The sequence below is a fragment of the Pseudomonas sp. IT-P294 genome (assembly GCF_949767865.1).
Classification (GTDB): domain Bacteria; phylum Pseudomonadota; class Gammaproteobacteria; order Pseudomonadales; family Pseudomonadaceae; genus Aquipseudomonas.
The window spans coordinates 16638-33799 of record NZ_CATKQW010000016.1; the positions used below are offsets into that span (position 1 = coordinate 16638).

Sequence of the window (17162 nt, forward strand, 5' to 3'; positions counted from 1 at the left end):
GCATGTCCTGCCCGTGATCAGCATGCTTCGATTTGAATGTCACGAATCTTCAGCACCAAGGTGTCACGCGCCGGAATGAGAAACTTGTTGGAATGCCAACTGTCTGCCAGCGTGCCGGTTTCGGCTTCACCGTCGCCGATCACGCAGGCGACGAACAGGTCCGGATTATCAAATGCAGCACCATAGGCGTGGGCCGGGCTGTAACCCAGCTCGCCACCTTAATGGATCGATCCCGGAACCTGCGCCGAGATGTGACTGGAGATCCCGTACGGCCAGGAAAACTGCCGAAAAAGACGAACAGGCCCCGGCGTGGTCCCCCAGTGACCCAGCAACCGCGGTTTCAGGTGCGCCAGGGTGAGCGGCTCCTTAAGCAGCGGTTAGCATCAATTCTCGATGCAGCGATTCAAGACGTTTCACTGCGTTTTGACGCCAAGCGTCGCCAAGTAATGCGCAACGGATTGGGCGTCCGCATCGGACAGTGAATGATTCTCCCGCTTCATCTGCGCGCCACGTGGACGCTGGTCTGTCTGCCCAAGCACTTTCATCTGGCTGATGACATAGTCTGCGTGTTGACCCGCCAACCGGGGCACCGCGCCCTTGCCCTCCCCGCCAGCACCGTGGCAAGCGCTGCACTGGGCGACGCCCGACTCGGGAATGCCGTTACGGAAAATCGACTCACCACGGGCATCCGACGTCTCGGCATCCGCTCTCATTGGGCTCTGACTCGAAAAGTAGTCCGCCAATTCAGCGATCTGCGTGTCGGTCAAATGGGTCAACCCGCCCATGTACTGAGCCCCGGACTTATCGCTGCGGGTATGCAGTTTGAAGTCGCTCAATTGCAACTTCAGGTACTCCTTCTGCTGACCGGCCAACTTGGGGAACATCGGGGACACGGACTCCCCCGTCAGGCCATGACACAAGGAACACACTTGATCGGCCATGGCGATACCGGGCATGGGCGACACCTCTTGTGAGGTGTCCTCGTGGGTACTCGTGCAGCTCATGAGCGCAACGGCGCAGACCGCGACAACGCGATGCAATCGGTTGAATGTGCGCTTCATGCCACAGGTTTCCATGGTCCACGCCCCTTGATTCAACTATCGGCAGACACGCCCTTCACTGTCATTGCGGATCTCCCAAGAGACGCGCTGCCGACACCTCTCAATTGAGCTTAGCCAGACGTCGCCCCTCGACAGGTCACGAGCAACGAGTTGCTCAGCCTGATTCGCAATATTGTCCATCGCTTGCGCTCATATCCGGTGCCCCATCAAGACCTGGCTTAAACACTTTCTCTCCAGGCATTGCAGCCTTTGTTGATCAAACTCAACCATTCGCCTGAATCGGCGTGTAGGAATAATCGAACGTCGAACAGGCGACACACGGGATGGGGCTTTAACACCGTGTCGAGCGCCTGCGAATTGATTTCTGGCGGCTGAGCGTCTGATGGAAAAAAAGCGCAATGCCGGTGGCAGTTACCTCACCATGGGATGGCCGTCATGACTAAACCCACTCAAGACTCGCTGGACACCTTTCATGATTCACGTCGGCCCTTTGACGAGGCAGCCATCGCGCCGATCCTGCGCCGATATGCGGAACCCTTGCCGACGCTGAACTCGGCGACGTTTGGTGAAATGTTCGATCGCTACGCGGATGCGCGCGTGGTCATGATCGGTGAGGCCAGCCATGGCACCAGCGAGTTCTATAAAACCCGCGCAGCGATTACCCAAAGGCTGATTGAACACCACGGGTTCACGGTTGTGGCGGTGGAAGCCGATTGGCCGGACGCTTGCCATGTCGACCAGTACGTTCGGGGACTGGCCCGCTCGGCGTGGAAACGCCACATCTTCAGCCGATTTCCGACCTGGATGTGGCGCAACACCGAAGTGAGGGCCTTCGTCCACTGGCTGCATCACTTCAATCACCAGCACGGCCCTGAACGTCGTGTCGAGTTCCGCGGGCTCGACGTTTACAGTCTGCGCAACTCCATCCATGAAGTGCTGAACTACCTGGACCATGCCGATCCGCGTTTGGCTCACGAAGCGCGCCAGCGCTATGGCTGCCTGACGCCGTGGCAGGACGATCCGGCGCTGTACGGCCACTTCGTCGAACGCGCCGGACTCATGCCCTGTGAGCAATCAGTGGTCGACCAACTTAACGCCATGCTGGCCGAACAACTGGCCGGACTTGTCCGCAATGACGAAGCGTTCTTCAACGCGGCGCAAAACGCCAGGGTGGTGCAGGCGGCGGAGCAGTATTACCGCGCGATTTATCGAGGCTCGACCGCCTCCTGGAACCTGCGGGACCGGCATATGTTCGACACTCTGCAGGCGCTGCTCAAACACCGGGGGCCGCAGGCCAAAGCCGTAGTCTGGGCGCACAACTCCCATATCGGCAACGCGGCCGCCACGGAAATGGGCTGGAAGGGTCAGTTCAATATCGGGCATCTGTGCCGCAGTGCTTTCGGGCGCGATGCCGTGCTGATCGGCATGGGCACCGACCGGGGCCAGGTGGCGGCTGCCGATGACTGGGACGGCGCCATGCTCATCAAGGACATCAGGCCCTCGCACCCGGACAGTTGGGAACACCAGTTTTTCAAGGCCGGCGTGCCGGCGTCGTTGACCGACTGGCGAGACCCGCGCCGCAAAGAACTGCGCCATGCCTTGACCGGACCGCTACTGGAGCGGGCCATCGGAGTGATTTATCGCCCGGAGACCGAGCGCCGCAGCCATTACTTCGAGGCCTCGCTGGCCGAGCAGTTTGACGCCATGATCTGGATTGAACAGACCCGCCCCGTGAGCGCATTGGCGCTGCCGAAAAGCCAGGCCATCGAACCGGAAGACGAAACCTTTCCGTTCGGTGTGTGAGGCGCGTCATTCAAGTCCAGCTGTCGAGGTTGAAGTTCAAACATCGACATTGCCCCCAGTCGTACCGCCAGCAGCAGACTCTCGTTGCCAGGCGCGCTGCAACAACTCAATGACCTCTTCGTCCGAGGTCTGGGAAAAATTCAAATACCAATAACCGATCGAGACCATCCACTCAGGCACCAGCGGGCAGATCACTTCATCGACGTCGATGAGCAATGTCTCCACCGTTTCGAGCGGCGCAACCGGCACGGCGACGACGATGCGAGCAGGTGCTTGTTTTCTCACGGCCTGTATCGCAGCCATCATCGAGGCCCCTGTCGCCAGCCCGTCATCAATCAGAATCACCACCCGGTCCTTGAGTTGCACCGGCGGGCGGTTGCCCCGATACACCTGTTCACGACGCAACAACTCGCGTGTTTCTCGTGCGACCACGGCATCAAAACTGGCTCGATCAATCGGATGAGCACGCAGTGCATCTTCGTTGAGTATTTGAATGCCACCGCTGGCAATGGCGCCCATGGCGTACTCCTGATGAGACGGAACGCCAAGCTTGCGCACCAGCATCAGGTCCAGGTGAACATTAAGCGCCGTGGCCACTTCATAGGCCACCGGGACGCCGCCACGTGGCAACGCAAGGACGATAACATCCGGTCGATCCGCGTACTTGAGCAACGGTTCTACCAGACCTCGACCTGCCGCGGCCCGATCCTTCAAGGTCGTTTGCAATGAGGGACTCTGAGTCATGGAAGCCTCCCGGGCGATGACGCCTGCCGTTGTTTACCCATGGCTTTGCCCGCGCTAGACCGCCAGAACGTTGCAAGCCACTTGGTAAAGAATATGTTCAGTGGTGCTGCCCACAAGTTTTTCCAGGCCGTGATACTGAGCCCTGCCCATCACGATCACATCCACCTCCTGTTCGCTGGCAAATTCACTCAGCGCCGAGACGGGTTGTCCCAGAATGAAATGGTGACGATCGGCGGGCACACCGTAGCGATGGGCCAAATTGAGAAACGATTGTTCATCGTTTCTGCGCAAATCCTGGGTCAGGTCAGACAGCGCCAGCCCGCCCATGTCCGTCATGTACACCGCCGAAATATCACAGGCATACAGCAGATGCAGTTCGGCCCCGCACTGTAACGCCACGCTGGTGGCCTGTTGAATGATCCGCTCGTTCAGCTCGCTGTTTGCAGGCGCTGTATCCGAAACGTCGACGGCCGCCACGACCTTGCGCGGCAAGGCATGAGCGTCCCCGCCCACCAGGTACACCGGCACCGGGCAATGCCGCAATAAACGCCAATCCAGCGGGGTGAAAAAAGCGCGCTTGAGCGCTGATTCGTGTTGGGTTTGCTTGATCACCAAATCAGGTTGCATTTCCGTGACGTGATCAAGGATGTCTTGCTGCAAGTCATCGGCCCAGGCCACCTCCATGGTGACCTCGATACCGCGACCCCGGAGGTTTTTTGCCTGGCTTTTCAGCCATTCGGTATGGTCCTGCAGGTAGCTTTTCCGAGCCTTCTCCCGCACGTTTTCTTCAAGCAGTGACAGGATCTCCACCGGCTTTGCCAACGCCGCAATATGCAAGCTCGCACCACTGGCCTTGGCCAAGGCGGCAGCATGGTTGATCGCCGGGGAATGGCGCAGGGCCGGGTTGATGATCAGTAACAGGCGTTGATATTGGCTCATGATCTGACTCCACACAGAGGGGGCTCGACGTCCACCACGGGCCCTTTGCCGAGACTGACGCTGACGCCTGCGCCGGATCAGCACCAGCGTTGATTGAGCGTCCTCCGTTGAGGATTCCCTGGCGTTGATTTATGTCAAATCTGCGCGTGTGTCCCTTGCCCCTTAAACACTCATTTCGTCGCCGTTGATCAATAACCACCTGAATGGTCGCGTCTACACTGGCCGCCCCCCGCAGCCATGTCAGCCATAGGGCAAGATGTCGTGGCGCCCCCCCCCAAGCACTCAGTCTTTGCCCTGTTTCTGATCTAAATCAAACGGCTCCTGGACGTTCTCGCCGACAGTAAAGTCAGCAGCCGCACCCTGACATTCTAGGGATGCAGAAACTCAGGGCCAACCGCTCCATGCCCCCGACACGGGACTGTCATCTATCGGGGCGGCGGTAGTCTTCGTCGGCTGGAGGCTATGGTCGGGGCCACTGATCTTGTAAGGCCAGGACCTGCTTTTTATTCTTTCAGGGTGGAGTGCAGCAAATGTTCGCCGTCCGCCCTCAATCCAAGAGGAGGAGTAAACATGAGCAATTCCGTGAAAAAAATGCCGATAACGACTGAAGACAAAGCCAGTCAGCACCCTATGACGACAGCAGACCTTTGGCGGCCTCTGGAAAAACTCCGGCAACAGGTCGATCAACTGTTCTCGGACTTTGGTCGCGGCCGGGGACTTTCCCCCTTCAGTCGTGGACTGTTCGATGTCGAGCCATTCTGGCCACTGGAACTGACCGGCCAGAGTCTGCCTGCGGTGGACATCACCGAGAAAGATAAAAGCTACGAAATCTCAGCCGAACTGCCCGGCATGGACCAGAAAAACATCGAGATCAAACTGTCCAACGGCAGCCTGATCATCAAAGGGGAGAAGAAAGAGGACAAGGAAGAAAAAAGGAAGGGTTATCACCTCAGCGAGCGTCACTACGGCTCCTTCGAACGGGTGTTCAACCTGCCCAAAGGCGTCGATGCCGAGAAGATCGAAGCGAGCTTCAGCAAAGGCGTGCTGCACGTCTCGTTGCCGAAAAAACCTGAGGCAATGAAAGCCGACAAGGTTGTGCCGATCAAAGGCGAGTGAAACCCTGCAAGTCCAGCCCTTGCCGGGAAAACCGCGGGGGCTTTTTTTATCGGCTCGATGGCGTAGCAGGCGAATCGATCAGTACATTAACGACGGTCTCGATGGTCTCTCACTGGAGCCAGGGCAATGGCTTGACGATGGTCAAACTGCAAGGCGTGCGGTTCAACACACTCTCGGCAGTACTGCCGATGAACCGGTCAATCCCGCGTTGGTAGACCGCGCCCATCACCACCATGTCGAAGGCATTGCGTTGCGCGAAATGTGTAATCACCTTATGAGGAATACCTCTGAGCTGATGTCGACATTTTTGTTCGATACCGTAGCGCTCGGCCAGCACCTCGAAGGCTTCTGTCTGGGCATCGGTGACGGCGTTGCCCAGACTGGCTTTCAGGCTCTGTGTCGGCACACTCTCTGTGACGTCGCCCATCACCGACCAGTTACTGACGTTGAGCAGGTGCAAGGGCGCACCGCAGGAGGCTGCGAATGTCGAGGCCAGGTCGAGCATCCGGTCATTGAGCCCATGCGTCAGATCTTCCAGGTGCGATAGATCGATGGCCGCGAGGATCTTCGACGGCTTGGGATTTTCGGCGTCAGTCACCAGATGCAAATGAGCCGGACAGTCACGCAGCAACAGCCAGTCCAGAGGTCGATGGAAGGCGCGATCGAGTGCCGGAATCTGCTGGGTGTCCTTGATCACCAAATCCGCATGGAAGTCATTCACGTACTCAAGCATATGCGCCAGACTCGACTTGGCACAGACCACTTCAGTGGTCACCTGCAACCCGATACAGCGCTGAAACCGGGCTTGCTGCTCCAGCCAGTGACGATGTACCTGCAAGTAGCCCTCCCGTGCCTGGGCCATCGCATCGTGATCAAGCAGCCCGGCCAGCGCCAGTGCCTGCACATAGTCGAACGCGACGATGTGCAACACAGCCCCCGAGGCGCAGGCCAGTGCGCGCGCCCGGTCGAACGCCGGCGTACGGCTCATTTCGCAGGGGGCGATCAACAGGATCCGCTTGAGTTTCAGCATGACCTACCTCGTCCTCGGAACACCTTGCCTGCCTTGCCGCCCATTCTCTTGATGGCGGATTTCCTGCAAACCGGTTCCTTTATTTTCGAGTCGACTTTTGCGCCATCCGACTGGCACGAACATTGGCTTCATCGGCAGTGCGTTGCGCCTGGCTGGCCGCTTGCGCCGCTTGTTGCACCTTCACCATCGCTTCATCGGCGCGATGTCCTGCGGTCGTGGCATTGTTTTCCGCGGATTCGAGCCGCGCCTCGAATTCCTGAGTTTGCCGGTGACTGCAACCGGCAGTCGCAGCCAACAGGATGCTCAACAATGCAAAGGACAAGCGCTTGTTCATGACGGTGCTCCCTGGATTTAATGCGACTCGAAAGCTTTTGTTCAAGTATCTGGCGTTATCCCCTGAGGGCTCTGATTTTTGTCAACTAATTCAAGCTTTCAGAGGCTTTGTCCCTGCGACGCCCGCTCATGGAAGCCTTGTTGATGTAGCTCAATGACTTTCAGCCGCCCTGGGGTAGAAATGGGCACGTCCACCGCCGATGCTGATGAAGCTCGCCCGATACCGCTGGAGGCTCACCATGCTGGCAGTCACACTGATCAACACGCTAGTGGTCGTCATCGTCGTGGTGAACCATTACGAATGCCTGTTACGGCTGAACGACTGGCTGCCGCGTCTCAAGCTCTGGAGTCGCTTTCGGATTGTCGCCGGGGTCTTCGGTGCCCTGCTGGCCCACGCGATAGAAGTCTGGTGCTTCGCGCTGGCCTATTACCTGATGGCACGTTCCGGCGAATGGGGAACCCTGATCGGCAGTTTCGATGGCTCGTTCATGGACTGCGTGTACTTTTCCTTCACCACCTACACGACCATCGGCTTCGGCGATATTTCACCGGTGGGCAACCTCAAATACCTGACCGGCCTGGAAGCCCTGACGGGGCTGGTATTGATTACCTGGACGGCTTCGTTTCTGTTTCTCGAAATGCAGAAATACTGGAAGCGCAAATAACCGCCCCCTCGCTGCCAGGCCCGTTTCGACGTCTTTCTAGACAGCAAGGACGCTGCAAGGCACCTGATACAAAATATGCTCGGTGGTACTGCCCAGCAGCTTGTCCACTCCGTGGGACTGGACCTTGCCCATCACGATCACATCCACTTGATGCTCGCTGGCGAAGTCGCTCAGCGCCGTGACGGGGTGACCCTGTATGAAATGTCGCCGGTCCGAGCCCACGCCGTACCGAGCAGCTAAATGCAGGAACGATTTTTCCAGGTCTCTGCGCAGCGACTTGGTGAGGTCCGCGAGCGTCAGCCCACCCATGTCTGCCAGAAAAGCCGCGGAAATATCGCAGGCATACAACAGATGCAATTCGGCATCACACTGCAGCGCGAGGCCGCAAGCCTGCTCGATGATCCGGTCATTGAGCGCCTCGTCGGGTGACCCGGTATCCGACACTTCCACCGCGGCCACAACCTTGCGCGGCAAGGCGAAGCTGCTGGCTCCGATCAGGTAGACCGGTATCGGGCATTGACGCAGCAAACGCCAATCCAGCGGGGTGAAGAAAGCGCGTTTGAGCACCGATTCATGTTGCACTTCCTTGAGCAGCAAGTCGGGCTGCAATTGCGTGACGTTATCGAGAATGTCTTGCGACAGGTCATCAGCCCAGGTCACCTGCGTGGTCACGTCAATGCCCCTGCCACGCAACGTATGGGCCTGAGCCTTGAGCCAGTCCTCATGATCACGCCGATACACCTCCCGGGCCTGGTCACGGTCGCCTTCTTCAAGCAGCGACAACAATTTGAAGGAAGGAATCAAGGCGGCGATATGCAACTTCGCACCGCTGGCCTTGGCCAATGCCGCCGCATGGTTGATTGCCGGAGACTGGCGCAGGGCCGGGTTGATGATGAGTAGCAAGCGTTGATACTGACTCATGATTGACCTCCAGACAGGTGAATGTTCGACCGATGACCCAGCAGCGCGGGTCTCCACTGATCGACAGGGTTGATTCTGCGAGTCTGGCACCGGGAAAGACTTGATTTACCTCAAGTGTCCAAGCGGTGATGGACAGGTGCGCGGACCTTCGGGCGCTGGGGTTCGACGTTTGACGGGCATGGATCCATTCGTCTAATACCTTGTCCACAGGAACAATTAGCCTTACCTGGGACGCACAGGTAACTATGCTTTATAAGCTGACCCCGAGGGCTATATGAACATGCCTGACGCTCGTTCGTATCGAGACCATCATCTCAAGGCCGCCTGCTCCAACTGCAGCGTGTTGGAACTGTGCCTGCCGCTAGGCCTCTCCGGCCCGGAAATCGAGCAGCTCGATACGCTGATCGTGCAACGCGTCAAAGTCAAAAAAGGCGCCGCCCTCTATCGCGCAGGCGATCCGTTGCGATCGCTGTACGCCGTGCGTATCGGCTCGTTCAAGACCTGCGTGCTTTCGCTCGATGGTCGAGAGCAGGTCACCGGCTTCCAGATGCCCGGCGAAATGCTCGGCCTGGACGCCATCAGCACTGAACGGCACACCTGCGATGCCTACGCGCTGGAAGACAGCGAAGTCTGCCCTATCCACTTCGCTCACCTGGAAAAACTGGCCCATGAGCTGCCCTCGCTGCAGCACAACCTGAACAAAATATTAAGCCGCGAAATCGTCCGCGATCACGACATGCTGATGATGCTGGGCAACATGAACTCCGATGAGCGCCTGGCCGCGTTTCTGCTGAACCTGTCGCAACGGCTGAACCAGCGCGGGTATTCATCCCGGGATTTTGTCCTGAAAATGCGCCGCGAGGAAATCGGCTCCTACTTGGGCCTGCGACTGGAAACCATCTGCCGGGGCATCGCGCACCTGCGGGATCAGGGACTTGCGGAGATATCGGGCCGCGACGTCAAAATCCAGAACATGGATGGCCTCAAGCAGCTGGTCGCCGGTTGTCATCGCCACCAAAGCTAACCCCCTCTGACGCCGGAGAATCATCATGCGCGCCATGGTATTGCACAGGGCCGGCCATCCACTGCAACAGCAAGAACGGCCTGTGCCGACACCCGGTCCCCAGCAACTGCTGATCAAAGTCCTGGCCTGTGGCGTGTGCCGCACCGACCTGCACCTGGTCGACGGCGAGCTGCCTCAGGCGGTACTGCCGCGAGTGCCGGGGCATGAAATCGTTGGAGTAGTCACAGCGGTCGGAGCCGATGTCGCGCCCGACTGGATCGGTCGGCGGGTGGGCGTTCCGTGGCTGGGCTGGACTTGCGGTGAATGTGTGTTTTGCACCTCGGGCCGGGAAAACCTTTGTGATCATGCACAGTTCACCGGTTGTCATCTGGACGGCGGTTATGCCGAGTACACGGTTGCCGACCGGCGCTTCTGTTTCCCGATTCCCGAGGGGCTCTCGGACGTTCAGGCAGCACCGCTGCTGTGTGCCGGGCTGATCGGTTTTCGGGCGTTGCAAATGGCCAAGGGCACCCGCCATCTGGGTCTCTACGGGTTCGGCGCGGCGGCGCATCTGGCGATTCAGGTGGCGCGAGGCCGGGGGCAGAAGGTGTATGCCTTCACCCGCCCGGATGACAGCGAGGGCCAGGCCTATGCCCGCTCACTGGGCGCCGAGTGGGCCGGGCCTTCGGACCAGCCACCACCGCACCTGCTCGATGCCAGCCTGATTTTTGCCCCCGTCGGCGCGCTGGTGCCGCTGGCACTGGCGGTCACCGTCAAGGGCGGCTGCGTGATTTGCGCCGGCATCCATATGAGCGACATTCCCGCGTTTCCCTACCGGCTGCTATGGGGCGAGCGCAGCGTCCGTTCGGTGGCCAACCTGACCCGTGAAGACGGCACCACGTTTTTCCAGGAATTGGAGCACACGCCCGTGCACTGTGACGTCACCTGTTTTGCCCTGGCCGAGGCCAATCAGGCCTTGGCGTACCTGCGAGCCGGCCAGTTCAAGGGCGCCATCGTGCTCATCCCCTGACCGGGGACCTGACGGCAAGGATGCTGCCCGGCACCGAATAAAGGGCCCGTTCGGTGTTACTGCCAATGAACCGGTCGATCCCCACCCGGTGCACCGTGCCCATCACCACGACATCCGCCACGTATTGTTCGACAAACTCGTGGATCACGGGCACTGGCAACCCCATGATGAAATGCCGACGCTCCGGCGGTATGCCGTAGCGATCGGCCAACGTGACAAACGCCAGGTGCAAGGACTCGCGCAGTTCCTCGATGAAGTCCACGGTCCAGCCTCCACCGGCCAGCGGCGCGTCGCCATTGAAGGCTGGTGACAAGTCATAAGCGTAAAGCAGGTGCAGCGGGGCATCGCATTGCAAGGCCAAGGCGTTGGCGGTCTGAATGATGGTGTCATTCAAACCGTTGATCTGGGTGGAAGGATCGAACGGGTCCACCGCCGCCACGACGCGGTGCGGCAAGCCGTAACGGGTCTGGTTGACCAGGTGCACCGGGACCGGGCATTCGCGCAGCAAATGGCAATCGAGCGGTGTGATGAACACCCGTTTCAGCAGCGGCTCCAGGGTGACGTCCTTGATCAGCATGTCGGGCTTGAGGTCTTCGACCGTTTTCAAAATATCCAGCAGCGGATGCGTGGTAAACACCACGTCGACCGTCACGTCCAGCCCCAGATCGTTGAGTCGGTCGAGCTCATCGGCGGCCCAGCGACGGTAACGGCGCAAATACCCCTGATACCGTGCGTCGTCGATTTTTTCTTCCCACAAATGCACGACCGGTGCCGGTTCGACAAAGGCCCGCACGGCCAGCACGGCACCGCTTGCCTTGGCCAGAGCCACGGCCCGCAGCATGGCTGGGGACTGATGCAGGGTTTGGTCGGCGACCAGCAACAAACGTTGATACTGACCCATCACACACCTCGGCTCGACGACGGTCGTTGTGGACCGCCAGGCTCCAAGCGTGCACGTGTTGCCCCCTCTGCCAGGTTGATTTACATCAAATACCGGCAAATGAACGTCCTGCGTCACGACTCTCTGATCCAGATCAGATTCAAGCCCGGCCATCGGCGTAGAAAGGAGTGAACTGTACGGTTCACCACCGCGCACCTTTCAAACCGGATGGAGGATCACCCCATGCTGACTGTGAAAGACCACAATGACCGGGCCGCCGCCGCTTACGCCTCAGTCACCGGACAACACTGGATCGAATCGCTCAAGGACGGTCGTCATGTGCTGATACGACCGCTGACGGAAAAAGACCGCGACCGTGAATACGCCTTCATCAAACGGCTGTCCCCCGAGTCTCGGCATATGCGCTTTCTCGCCCAGATCAACGAGCCCGGTGCCGCGATGCTCAATCAGTTGATGGACACCGACAACAAACAGCGGATGGCCTACGTCGCGCTGGCCCATGAAAATGGCCAACTGATCGAGATCGGTGTCAGCCGCTATGCCGCCACGACCGAGAAAGAATGTGAATGCGCGGTGACGGTCGCCGATGAGTGGATGCACCTGGGCCTGGGAACGTTGCTGATGGAGCATCTGATCAAGGCTGCACGCAAAAATGGCTTTACCCAGTTGTACTCGGTGGATGCCGCCAGCAATGCGCCGATGCGTGACCTGGCCAAAGCGCTCGGTTTCCAGACAAGCAATGACCCTAACGACAGCCATCAGGTCATTCACCGTCTTTACCTGTAAAAAATCGCCCCGCGATGTTCCGGCCAACGGTTCATCGCGGGGCGATCCAGTCTTCAGGATTGCAGCGTCTTGCCCGGCTTGATGGCCAGCACACTGCAGGGCGCGCGGTGCAGCAGTTGCTCTGCCGTGGTGCCCAACAGAATGTTCAATTTGTTGTGCTGCACCGTGCCCATGACAATGACATCCGTGTGATGCTCGGCGGCAAAGTCACAAATACTGTTCAGCGGTGAGCCTTCGATGAAGTGCCGGGACGCTGGAGGCACACCATGACGTTCGGCGAGGGACGCAAAGGCGTCGTGCTGCGCCGTTCCCAACGCTTCATAAATACCGGTGGCCAGCGGCAGTGCGCCAAAGCCCATGTCCTGGGCATACACCGCCGCCCAGTCATACACATGCAGCAGTTCCAGTCCCGCATCACACAGGGCGGCCAGCTTGGCGGCCGCGTCGACAATCTGATCGTTGAATATCCGATCCTGGTCTTCGCTGCGCAACACATCGACGATGGCCAGGACGTTGCGTGGCTTGGGATTGAGGGCATTGGTCACCAAGTGCACCGGCACCGGACAATCGCGCAGCAATTGCCAGTCCAGCGGCGTGAAGAACACCCGTTTCAGCGCCGACTCTTCCTGGGCGTCCTTGATGATCAGCGCCAGCGACATCTCGTTGACGAAGCGCAGGATTTCCTCATAAGGATGCTGCACCCAGACCACCTCACTGGTGACCTCGACCCCGTGCCGGCTGAGCAGCCCGGCTTGTTCGGTGAGCCATTGCCGATGGGTGTGCAAGTACCCTTCACGCGCCAGATTTATTTGCTCGGGGGCGAACAGGCCAGCTACCGCCAGTGCCTGCAAATAATCGAACGCCACAATGTGCAACGGCATCTGCATCGCGTGCGCCAACGCGGCGGCCCGGTCGAACGCTGGCGTGCGGGTCATGGCTGAGGGAGCAATTAACAGTAAGCGTTGAATCTGCGACATGGGGCACCTCGACAGGCGATCATCGGCTGGGGTCAGTAGCGTTTCAGAATGCACGCTCCCAGCCCCGGACCAGTTGATCTTTATCAGTTTCGCCGTCCCTTTTTCATGAAGCGCGGATACCTCAAACCCCCTCTGACAACCACGCGTCGTGCCGTCCCCCGGCACGCTACTCCGGATTGACAAAGATCAAGCGGCGACGGCAATAGCGGCGCCAATCTTGTTATCAGGTACACGCGCCATCCAACCCTCGCGGCCATTTTCGGCCAGTTTCTGTGCGCCAAGGGAGCATTGTCATGTCCGAGCAATCACGTTTCATGCTGGTCGTCTCACCCCTGATGGAAAACAGCCCCGCGTTCGACCGCGCCGCCGCACTGGCCAAGGCAGAAGACGCCGCGTTGCACATCGTGGCCTTCGATTACCTGGAAGGCCTGGCGACAGCCGGCCTGGTCAATGAGCAGGCGCTGGAGCAGATGCGCCTCGGTTACCTCGAGCGCCATCGCCAATGGCTGGAAGACCAGGCACGGCCGTTGCGCAAAATCGGTGTGACCGTCACCACCGAAGTGGTCTGGGTCGAAAAGCCCTTGAAGGAAATCCTGATACATCTCAAAGAGCAGCCAATGGCCCTGCTGATCAAGGCGCTGGAACATGAAACGGTGTTTTCGCGCATGATGTTTACTCCCCTGGACATTCACCTGCTGCGCGAATGCCCGGTGCCGCTGCATTTTGTCAGTCATATGCAGCACGCATTGCCGCGCAGGATTGTCGCGGCGGTCGACCCGTTTCATCGCGACGCTCAGTACGAAGACTTCAACGACCGCATCCTGCATGAAGCGGTGAAGCTGGCGACGGCATGCAACGCCCAGCTCGACGTGGTTTATGCCTACGACCTGTCGTCGATCGGCGCCGATGAATTCGGCTTCGACGACGCCACCAGATTCTTCTCCTCGAAAACCGCCAAGACCTTGTTCGACGCCCAGGGCGAAGCCTTCAACGAACTGGCCGAGCGCAACGGCATTCCACCGGAGCAGCGCCACATGGTCATGGGCAACCCGGCCAAGGTCCTGGCCAGTTATGCCGATGCCTACAACGTCGACGTGATCGTCATGGGACGGGTTGGCCACCGTGGCTTGGGCCGCTTGATTGGCAGCACGGTCGAACACCTGCTCTATAAAATGCCTTGCAGCGTTTGGGTGGTCTCGCCGCAAGAACTCGCCGATTGATACAACGTGGCGCAAATCAACAAGGGCTGCCGTATGAATGGCAGCCCTTTTTTTAATTTCTCCATTCGGATAAAGCCACCTTCCCTGTCCATTGGTCGATCCAGCATTGCTCTACAGATTCAATATAGATATTTTTGGATCTAAGGATTCACTATGAGGCATCGAACATGGCAGTCCCCCTCCAGGCACAAACACTCACCAAGGCCCAGTGCGTCACGGGTCTGCGTGCGGCGGTCGGCATACTCGACAAATGGCGCGCCTCCAGTGATCAGGCCTGTCGCATCCTGCGCATTTCGCGTAGCACCTACACCCGCGCCCGGCAGCGCGATGTGCAATGGACAGTGTCCCTGGACGCGGACCAGATGCAGCGCATCAGTTTTGTACTCAACATCCATGCCGCATTGCGCCTGGTTTTCGATAACCCGGAAAACGTCTACGGGTTCCCGTCGATGGCCAATCACAACGAGTTCTTCAACGGACGCAGCCCGCTCGAGATCATGGCGCAAGGCGACATGATTTCCTTGTATGAAACCTTCCGGCGCATTGACGTGCTGCGTGGCGCGCAATGGTAGAAATCAATCAACTGGCAGCGTGTGCCGGCGAGCGCTTACAGGCCTACCGACTGGTCAATTCCAAATATCCACCCGTGGCGTTGTTCGACGATGTGGCGGATGCGGAAGCATTTGAAGTCCTGTATCAGATTCAGGCATTGACCAACCCCAGGTTGAAAAATGAAGTGGGCCATCTTGAGTGGATCGCGCGCGATCAGATCCCGTTCGGCATCCCTGGCTGCTCCTATGCCACCGCGCCGTTCACCCACGTCAACCCGGCCGGTTCACGGTTCAGCGATGGCAGCTTCGGGGTGTTGTACCTGGCCGACACCCTGGAAACGGCACTGGCCGAAGTCCGTCATCACCAAAGCCTGTATTGGTCGAATGTGCCGAGTCTCAACTATGAGCGCTTCGTTTTTCGCGGACTGTCCTGCAGCTTTGTCGACACAGACATGAAAGACGCTGCGCTCATTGCGCTGACCGATCCTGTGTACGCGCCTGACGATTACACCCATTCCCGTCGGCTCGGTCGCTCAATCAAAGAATCCGGCGTGCCCGGCCTGCGCTACCGGTCCGTGAGAATGCAAGGCAGTCACTGCTGGGCGCTGATGACACCGAAACCGGTCTTATCGATCATTCAGGCAGCGCACTACGAGATGGTCTGGAACGGCCAGATCACCAGCGTCAGCAAGATCAGCGAAGCCTGAGCACGGCAAGATCAACGGGACGCCATTACCGCAATGACCAAAACCTGCCTGCCGCGTTAATATCCGCCAGATTGGGTTCACACCATCAAGGAGAATCAAAGGCATGTCCGGACTCGACACTTCCCTGCAAGACACCGCAGCGCCTGAAGGCGTGTGTTATGGCTGCGGCAGCAGCAATCCGCACGGGCTGCACATCAAGAGCTTCTGGCATGAAGACGGCATCCACGTCATGGCCGAACACACGCCCGACGCCATGTATTGCGGCTGGCCCGACCTGGTGTACGGCGGGTTGATCGCGATGCTGGTGGATTGCCATTCAAACTGGACGGCGATGGCCTATCACTACCGGATGGAACACCGCGACACGGCAAGCCTTCCGCGCATCAATTGCGTCACCGGTAACCTTGGCATCAAGTTCATCAAACCGACACCGATGGGTGTACCACTGACCTTGCGTGCAAAAGTGGAAGGCGAAGTCGGACGCAAAAGTCGGGTCATTTGCGAGGTCTACGCCGGGGACGTGCTGACGGCCATTGGCGACTCGGTTTTTGTTCGCGTAGACGCCGCGCAATTGGCAGACAGTGCGCGCGTAACGCCTGAATAAATCCCTTGATTGTGAATCGTGAGCCCAAGAGGTTGTCCATGCCCCGCTTCCCACATTTACCGCAACTGCTGACCTGCGCCCTGCTCGGTTTATTCGCGTGCAGCACACAGGCCAGCACGCCCTCCTCTGCACCCGACAGTTTGCAGCTGCTGCTGGTCACGATGAACGAGCGCTTGAACATCGGCGATCTCGTGGCGCTGACCAAGTGGGACAGTGGCAAGCCGATTCAGGACAGTGCCCGGGAAGCGCAAGTGATCGCCAATGCCAGGAAAATGGCCGTTGACCGTCAACTCGACCCGGATGAAGTCGCGGAGCTGATCTCCGCGCAGATAGAGGCCAGCAAACTGGTGCAGTACGGGCTGATCGCTCAATGGCAAGCGGCCGGCAAGGCGCCGGACACCCCACGGCCTGACCTCGCCGGGGAGATCCGGCCTCAGCTTGATGAGTTGCAAAACCGTCTGTTGCAGCAATACGCTGACTTTGCCGCCTATCGCAAGGATCCGAATTGCCCGAGTTGGTTGAGTAAGGCGCGAGCCCGCTTGATCAAGGATCAATTGCACGGGCAGGCCCTGATTCGTGCCACCGGCGAGTTGTGTGTCGCGAGTCAGTGAGCTTTTGATCGAACAGGGCGTTGGCTGAAGGGATAGGTTTGCAGCTTGGACCAAGAACAAGCGTGGCCTTATCCGCCTGATGTTGTTCACTGTGTTGGGGTTGGGGTTGGGGTTGGGTGCATATCCGTTGCTGCGGTAACGGCGGCTGTTGGTTCCGCTC

19 protein-coding genes and 1 pseudogene are annotated in these 17162 nt (G+C 58.9%); 11 read left to right on the plus strand and 9 right to left on the minus strand.

What is annotated here, in order from left to right:
- Nucleotides 1-44 precede the first annotated feature (44 nt).
- A pseudogene (locus ACM6I0_RS14690) lies at nucleotides 45-377 on the minus strand (phosphoketolase); the annotation flags it as partial.
- A 36-nt stretch (nucleotides 378-413) separates the two neighbouring features.
- Entirely contained in the window at nucleotides 414-956 is a 543-nt protein-coding gene (locus ACM6I0_RS14695) for a c-type cytochrome (protein ID WP_414922663.1), read from the minus strand.
- 540 nt (nucleotides 957-1496) lie between these two features.
- Between ACM6I0_RS14695 and ACM6I0_RS14700 the strand changes: the two genes are divergently transcribed.
- A complete protein-coding gene (locus ACM6I0_RS14700) occupies nucleotides 1497-2864 on the plus strand; it encodes an erythromycin esterase family protein (protein ID WP_414922664.1) in 1368 nt (455 codons plus the stop codon).
- A 36-nt stretch (nucleotides 2865-2900) separates the two neighbouring features.
- Here ACM6I0_RS14700 and ACM6I0_RS14705 read toward each other — a convergent pair whose 3' ends face one another.
- Both ACM6I0_RS14705 and ACM6I0_RS14710 read right to left on the minus strand, forming a co-directional pair.
- Nucleotides 2901-3608, minus strand: a complete 708-nt coding sequence (locus ACM6I0_RS14705; RefSeq protein WP_414922665.1) for a phosphoribosyltransferase — start codon at nucleotides 3606-3608, stop codon at nucleotides 2901-2903.
- Nucleotides 3609-3662: 54 nt separating this feature from the next.
- Nucleotides 3663-4547, minus strand: a complete 885-nt coding sequence (locus ACM6I0_RS14710) for a universal stress protein (RefSeq protein ID WP_414922666.1) — start codon at nucleotides 4545-4547, stop codon at nucleotides 3663-3665.
- A gap of 570 nt (nucleotides 4548-5117) precedes the next feature.
- On the opposite strand from ACM6I0_RS14710, the gene ACM6I0_RS14715 reads away from it, so the two are divergent.
- The gene (locus ACM6I0_RS14715; protein ID WP_414922667.1) at nucleotides 5118-5663 is read left to right on the plus strand and encodes an Hsp20/alpha crystallin family protein; all 546 of its coding nucleotides are present in this window, start codon (nucleotides 5118-5120) and stop codon (nucleotides 5661-5663) included.
- Nucleotides 5664-5772: 109 nt separating this feature from the next.
- On the opposite strand, the gene ACM6I0_RS14720 is transcribed toward ACM6I0_RS14715, so the two are convergent.
- Nucleotides 5773-6693 (minus strand): universal stress protein, encoded by a 921-nt coding sequence (locus ACM6I0_RS14720; RefSeq protein WP_285436793.1) that lies wholly within the window; start codon nucleotides 6691-6693, stop codon nucleotides 5773-5775.
- Between the two features lie 79 nt (nucleotides 6694-6772).
- Complete coding sequence (locus ACM6I0_RS14725; protein WP_285436794.1) at nucleotides 6773-7027, minus strand: Lpp/OprI family alanine-zipper lipoprotein; 255 nt, start codon at nucleotides 7025-7027, stop codon at nucleotides 6773-6775.
- Between the two features lie 238 nt (nucleotides 7028-7265).
- On the opposite strand from ACM6I0_RS14725, the gene ACM6I0_RS14730 reads away from it, so the two are divergent.
- Nucleotides 7266-7691 (plus strand): potassium channel family protein, encoded by a 426-nt coding sequence (locus ACM6I0_RS14730; RefSeq protein WP_285436795.1) that lies wholly within the window; start codon nucleotides 7266-7268, stop codon nucleotides 7689-7691.
- 36 nt (nucleotides 7692-7727) lie between these two features.
- Here the strand turns inward: ACM6I0_RS14730 and ACM6I0_RS14735 are convergent, their stop codons facing one another.
- Nucleotides 7728-8612 carry a universal stress protein gene (locus ACM6I0_RS14735; protein ID WP_285436796.1) on the minus strand — a complete coding sequence of 295 codons (885 nt, stop codon included), beginning with the start codon at nucleotides 8610-8612 and terminating at the stop codon, nucleotides 7728-7730.
- A gap of 280 nt (nucleotides 8613-8892) precedes the next feature.
- On the opposite strand from ACM6I0_RS14735, the gene fnr reads away from it, so the two are divergent.
- Nucleotides 8893-9636 carry a fumarate/nitrate reduction transcriptional regulator Fnr gene (gene fnr / locus ACM6I0_RS14740; protein WP_285436808.1) on the plus strand — a complete coding sequence of 248 codons (744 nt, stop codon included), beginning with the start codon at nucleotides 8893-8895 and terminating at the stop codon, nucleotides 9634-9636.
- Between the two features lie 25 nt (nucleotides 9637-9661).
- On the plus strand, nucleotides 9662-10645 hold the full coding sequence (locus tag ACM6I0_RS14745; protein ID WP_414922668.1) for a zinc-dependent alcohol dehydrogenase family protein: 984 nt from the start codon (nucleotides 9662-9664) through the stop codon (nucleotides 10643-10645).
- Here the strand turns inward: ACM6I0_RS14745 and ACM6I0_RS14750 are convergent.
- Entirely contained in the window at nucleotides 10635-11546 is a 912-nt protein-coding gene (locus ACM6I0_RS14750; RefSeq protein WP_285436798.1) for a universal stress protein, read from the minus strand. The two genes, ACM6I0_RS14745 and ACM6I0_RS14750, sit on opposite strands and share 11 nt — an antisense overlap.
- A gap of 222 nt (nucleotides 11547-11768) precedes the next feature.
- Between ACM6I0_RS14750 and ACM6I0_RS14755 the strand changes: the two genes are divergently transcribed.
- Complete coding sequence (locus ACM6I0_RS14755; RefSeq protein WP_285436799.1) at nucleotides 11769-12332, plus strand: GNAT family N-acetyltransferase; 564 nt, start codon at nucleotides 11769-11771, stop codon at nucleotides 12330-12332.
- A gap of 53 nt (nucleotides 12333-12385) precedes the next feature.
- On the opposite strand, the gene ACM6I0_RS14760 is transcribed toward ACM6I0_RS14755, so the two are convergent.
- Nucleotides 12386-13309 carry a universal stress protein gene (locus ACM6I0_RS14760; RefSeq protein WP_414922669.1) on the minus strand — a complete coding sequence of 308 codons (924 nt, stop codon included), beginning with the start codon at nucleotides 13307-13309 and terminating at the stop codon, nucleotides 12386-12388.
- A gap of 293 nt (nucleotides 13310-13602) precedes the next feature.
- On the opposite strand from ACM6I0_RS14760, the gene ACM6I0_RS14765 reads away from it, so the two are divergent.
- The 5 genes from ACM6I0_RS14765 (at nucleotide 13603) to ACM6I0_RS14785 (ending at nucleotide 17002) form a co-directional block, all read left to right on the plus strand.
- Nucleotides 13603-14529, plus strand: coding sequence for a universal stress protein (locus ACM6I0_RS14765; protein ID WP_285436801.1), 927 nt, complete (start codon nucleotides 13603-13605; stop codon nucleotides 14527-14529).
- 167 nt (nucleotides 14530-14696) lie between these two features.
- Nucleotides 14697-15101, plus strand: a complete 405-nt coding sequence (locus ACM6I0_RS14770; RefSeq protein WP_285436802.1) for an antitoxin Xre-like helix-turn-helix domain-containing protein — start codon at nucleotides 14697-14699, stop codon at nucleotides 15099-15101.
- Nucleotides 15095-15787, plus strand: coding sequence for an RES family NAD+ phosphorylase (locus tag ACM6I0_RS14775; RefSeq protein ID WP_285436803.1), 693 nt, complete (start codon nucleotides 15095-15097; stop codon nucleotides 15785-15787). Before ACM6I0_RS14770 ends, ACM6I0_RS14775 begins: the two co-directional genes overlap by 7 nt.
- A 103-nt stretch (nucleotides 15788-15890) precedes the next feature.
- Nucleotides 15891-16391, plus strand: coding sequence for a PaaI family thioesterase (locus tag ACM6I0_RS14780; RefSeq protein WP_414922670.1), 501 nt, complete (start codon nucleotides 15891-15893; stop codon nucleotides 16389-16391).
- 38 nt (nucleotides 16392-16429) lie between these two features.
- Nucleotides 16430-17002 carry a chorismate mutase gene (locus ACM6I0_RS14785; protein ID WP_414922671.1) on the plus strand — a complete coding sequence of 191 codons (573 nt, stop codon included), beginning with the start codon at nucleotides 16430-16432 and terminating at the stop codon, nucleotides 17000-17002.
- Nucleotides 17003-17162: the final 160 nt, after the last annotated feature.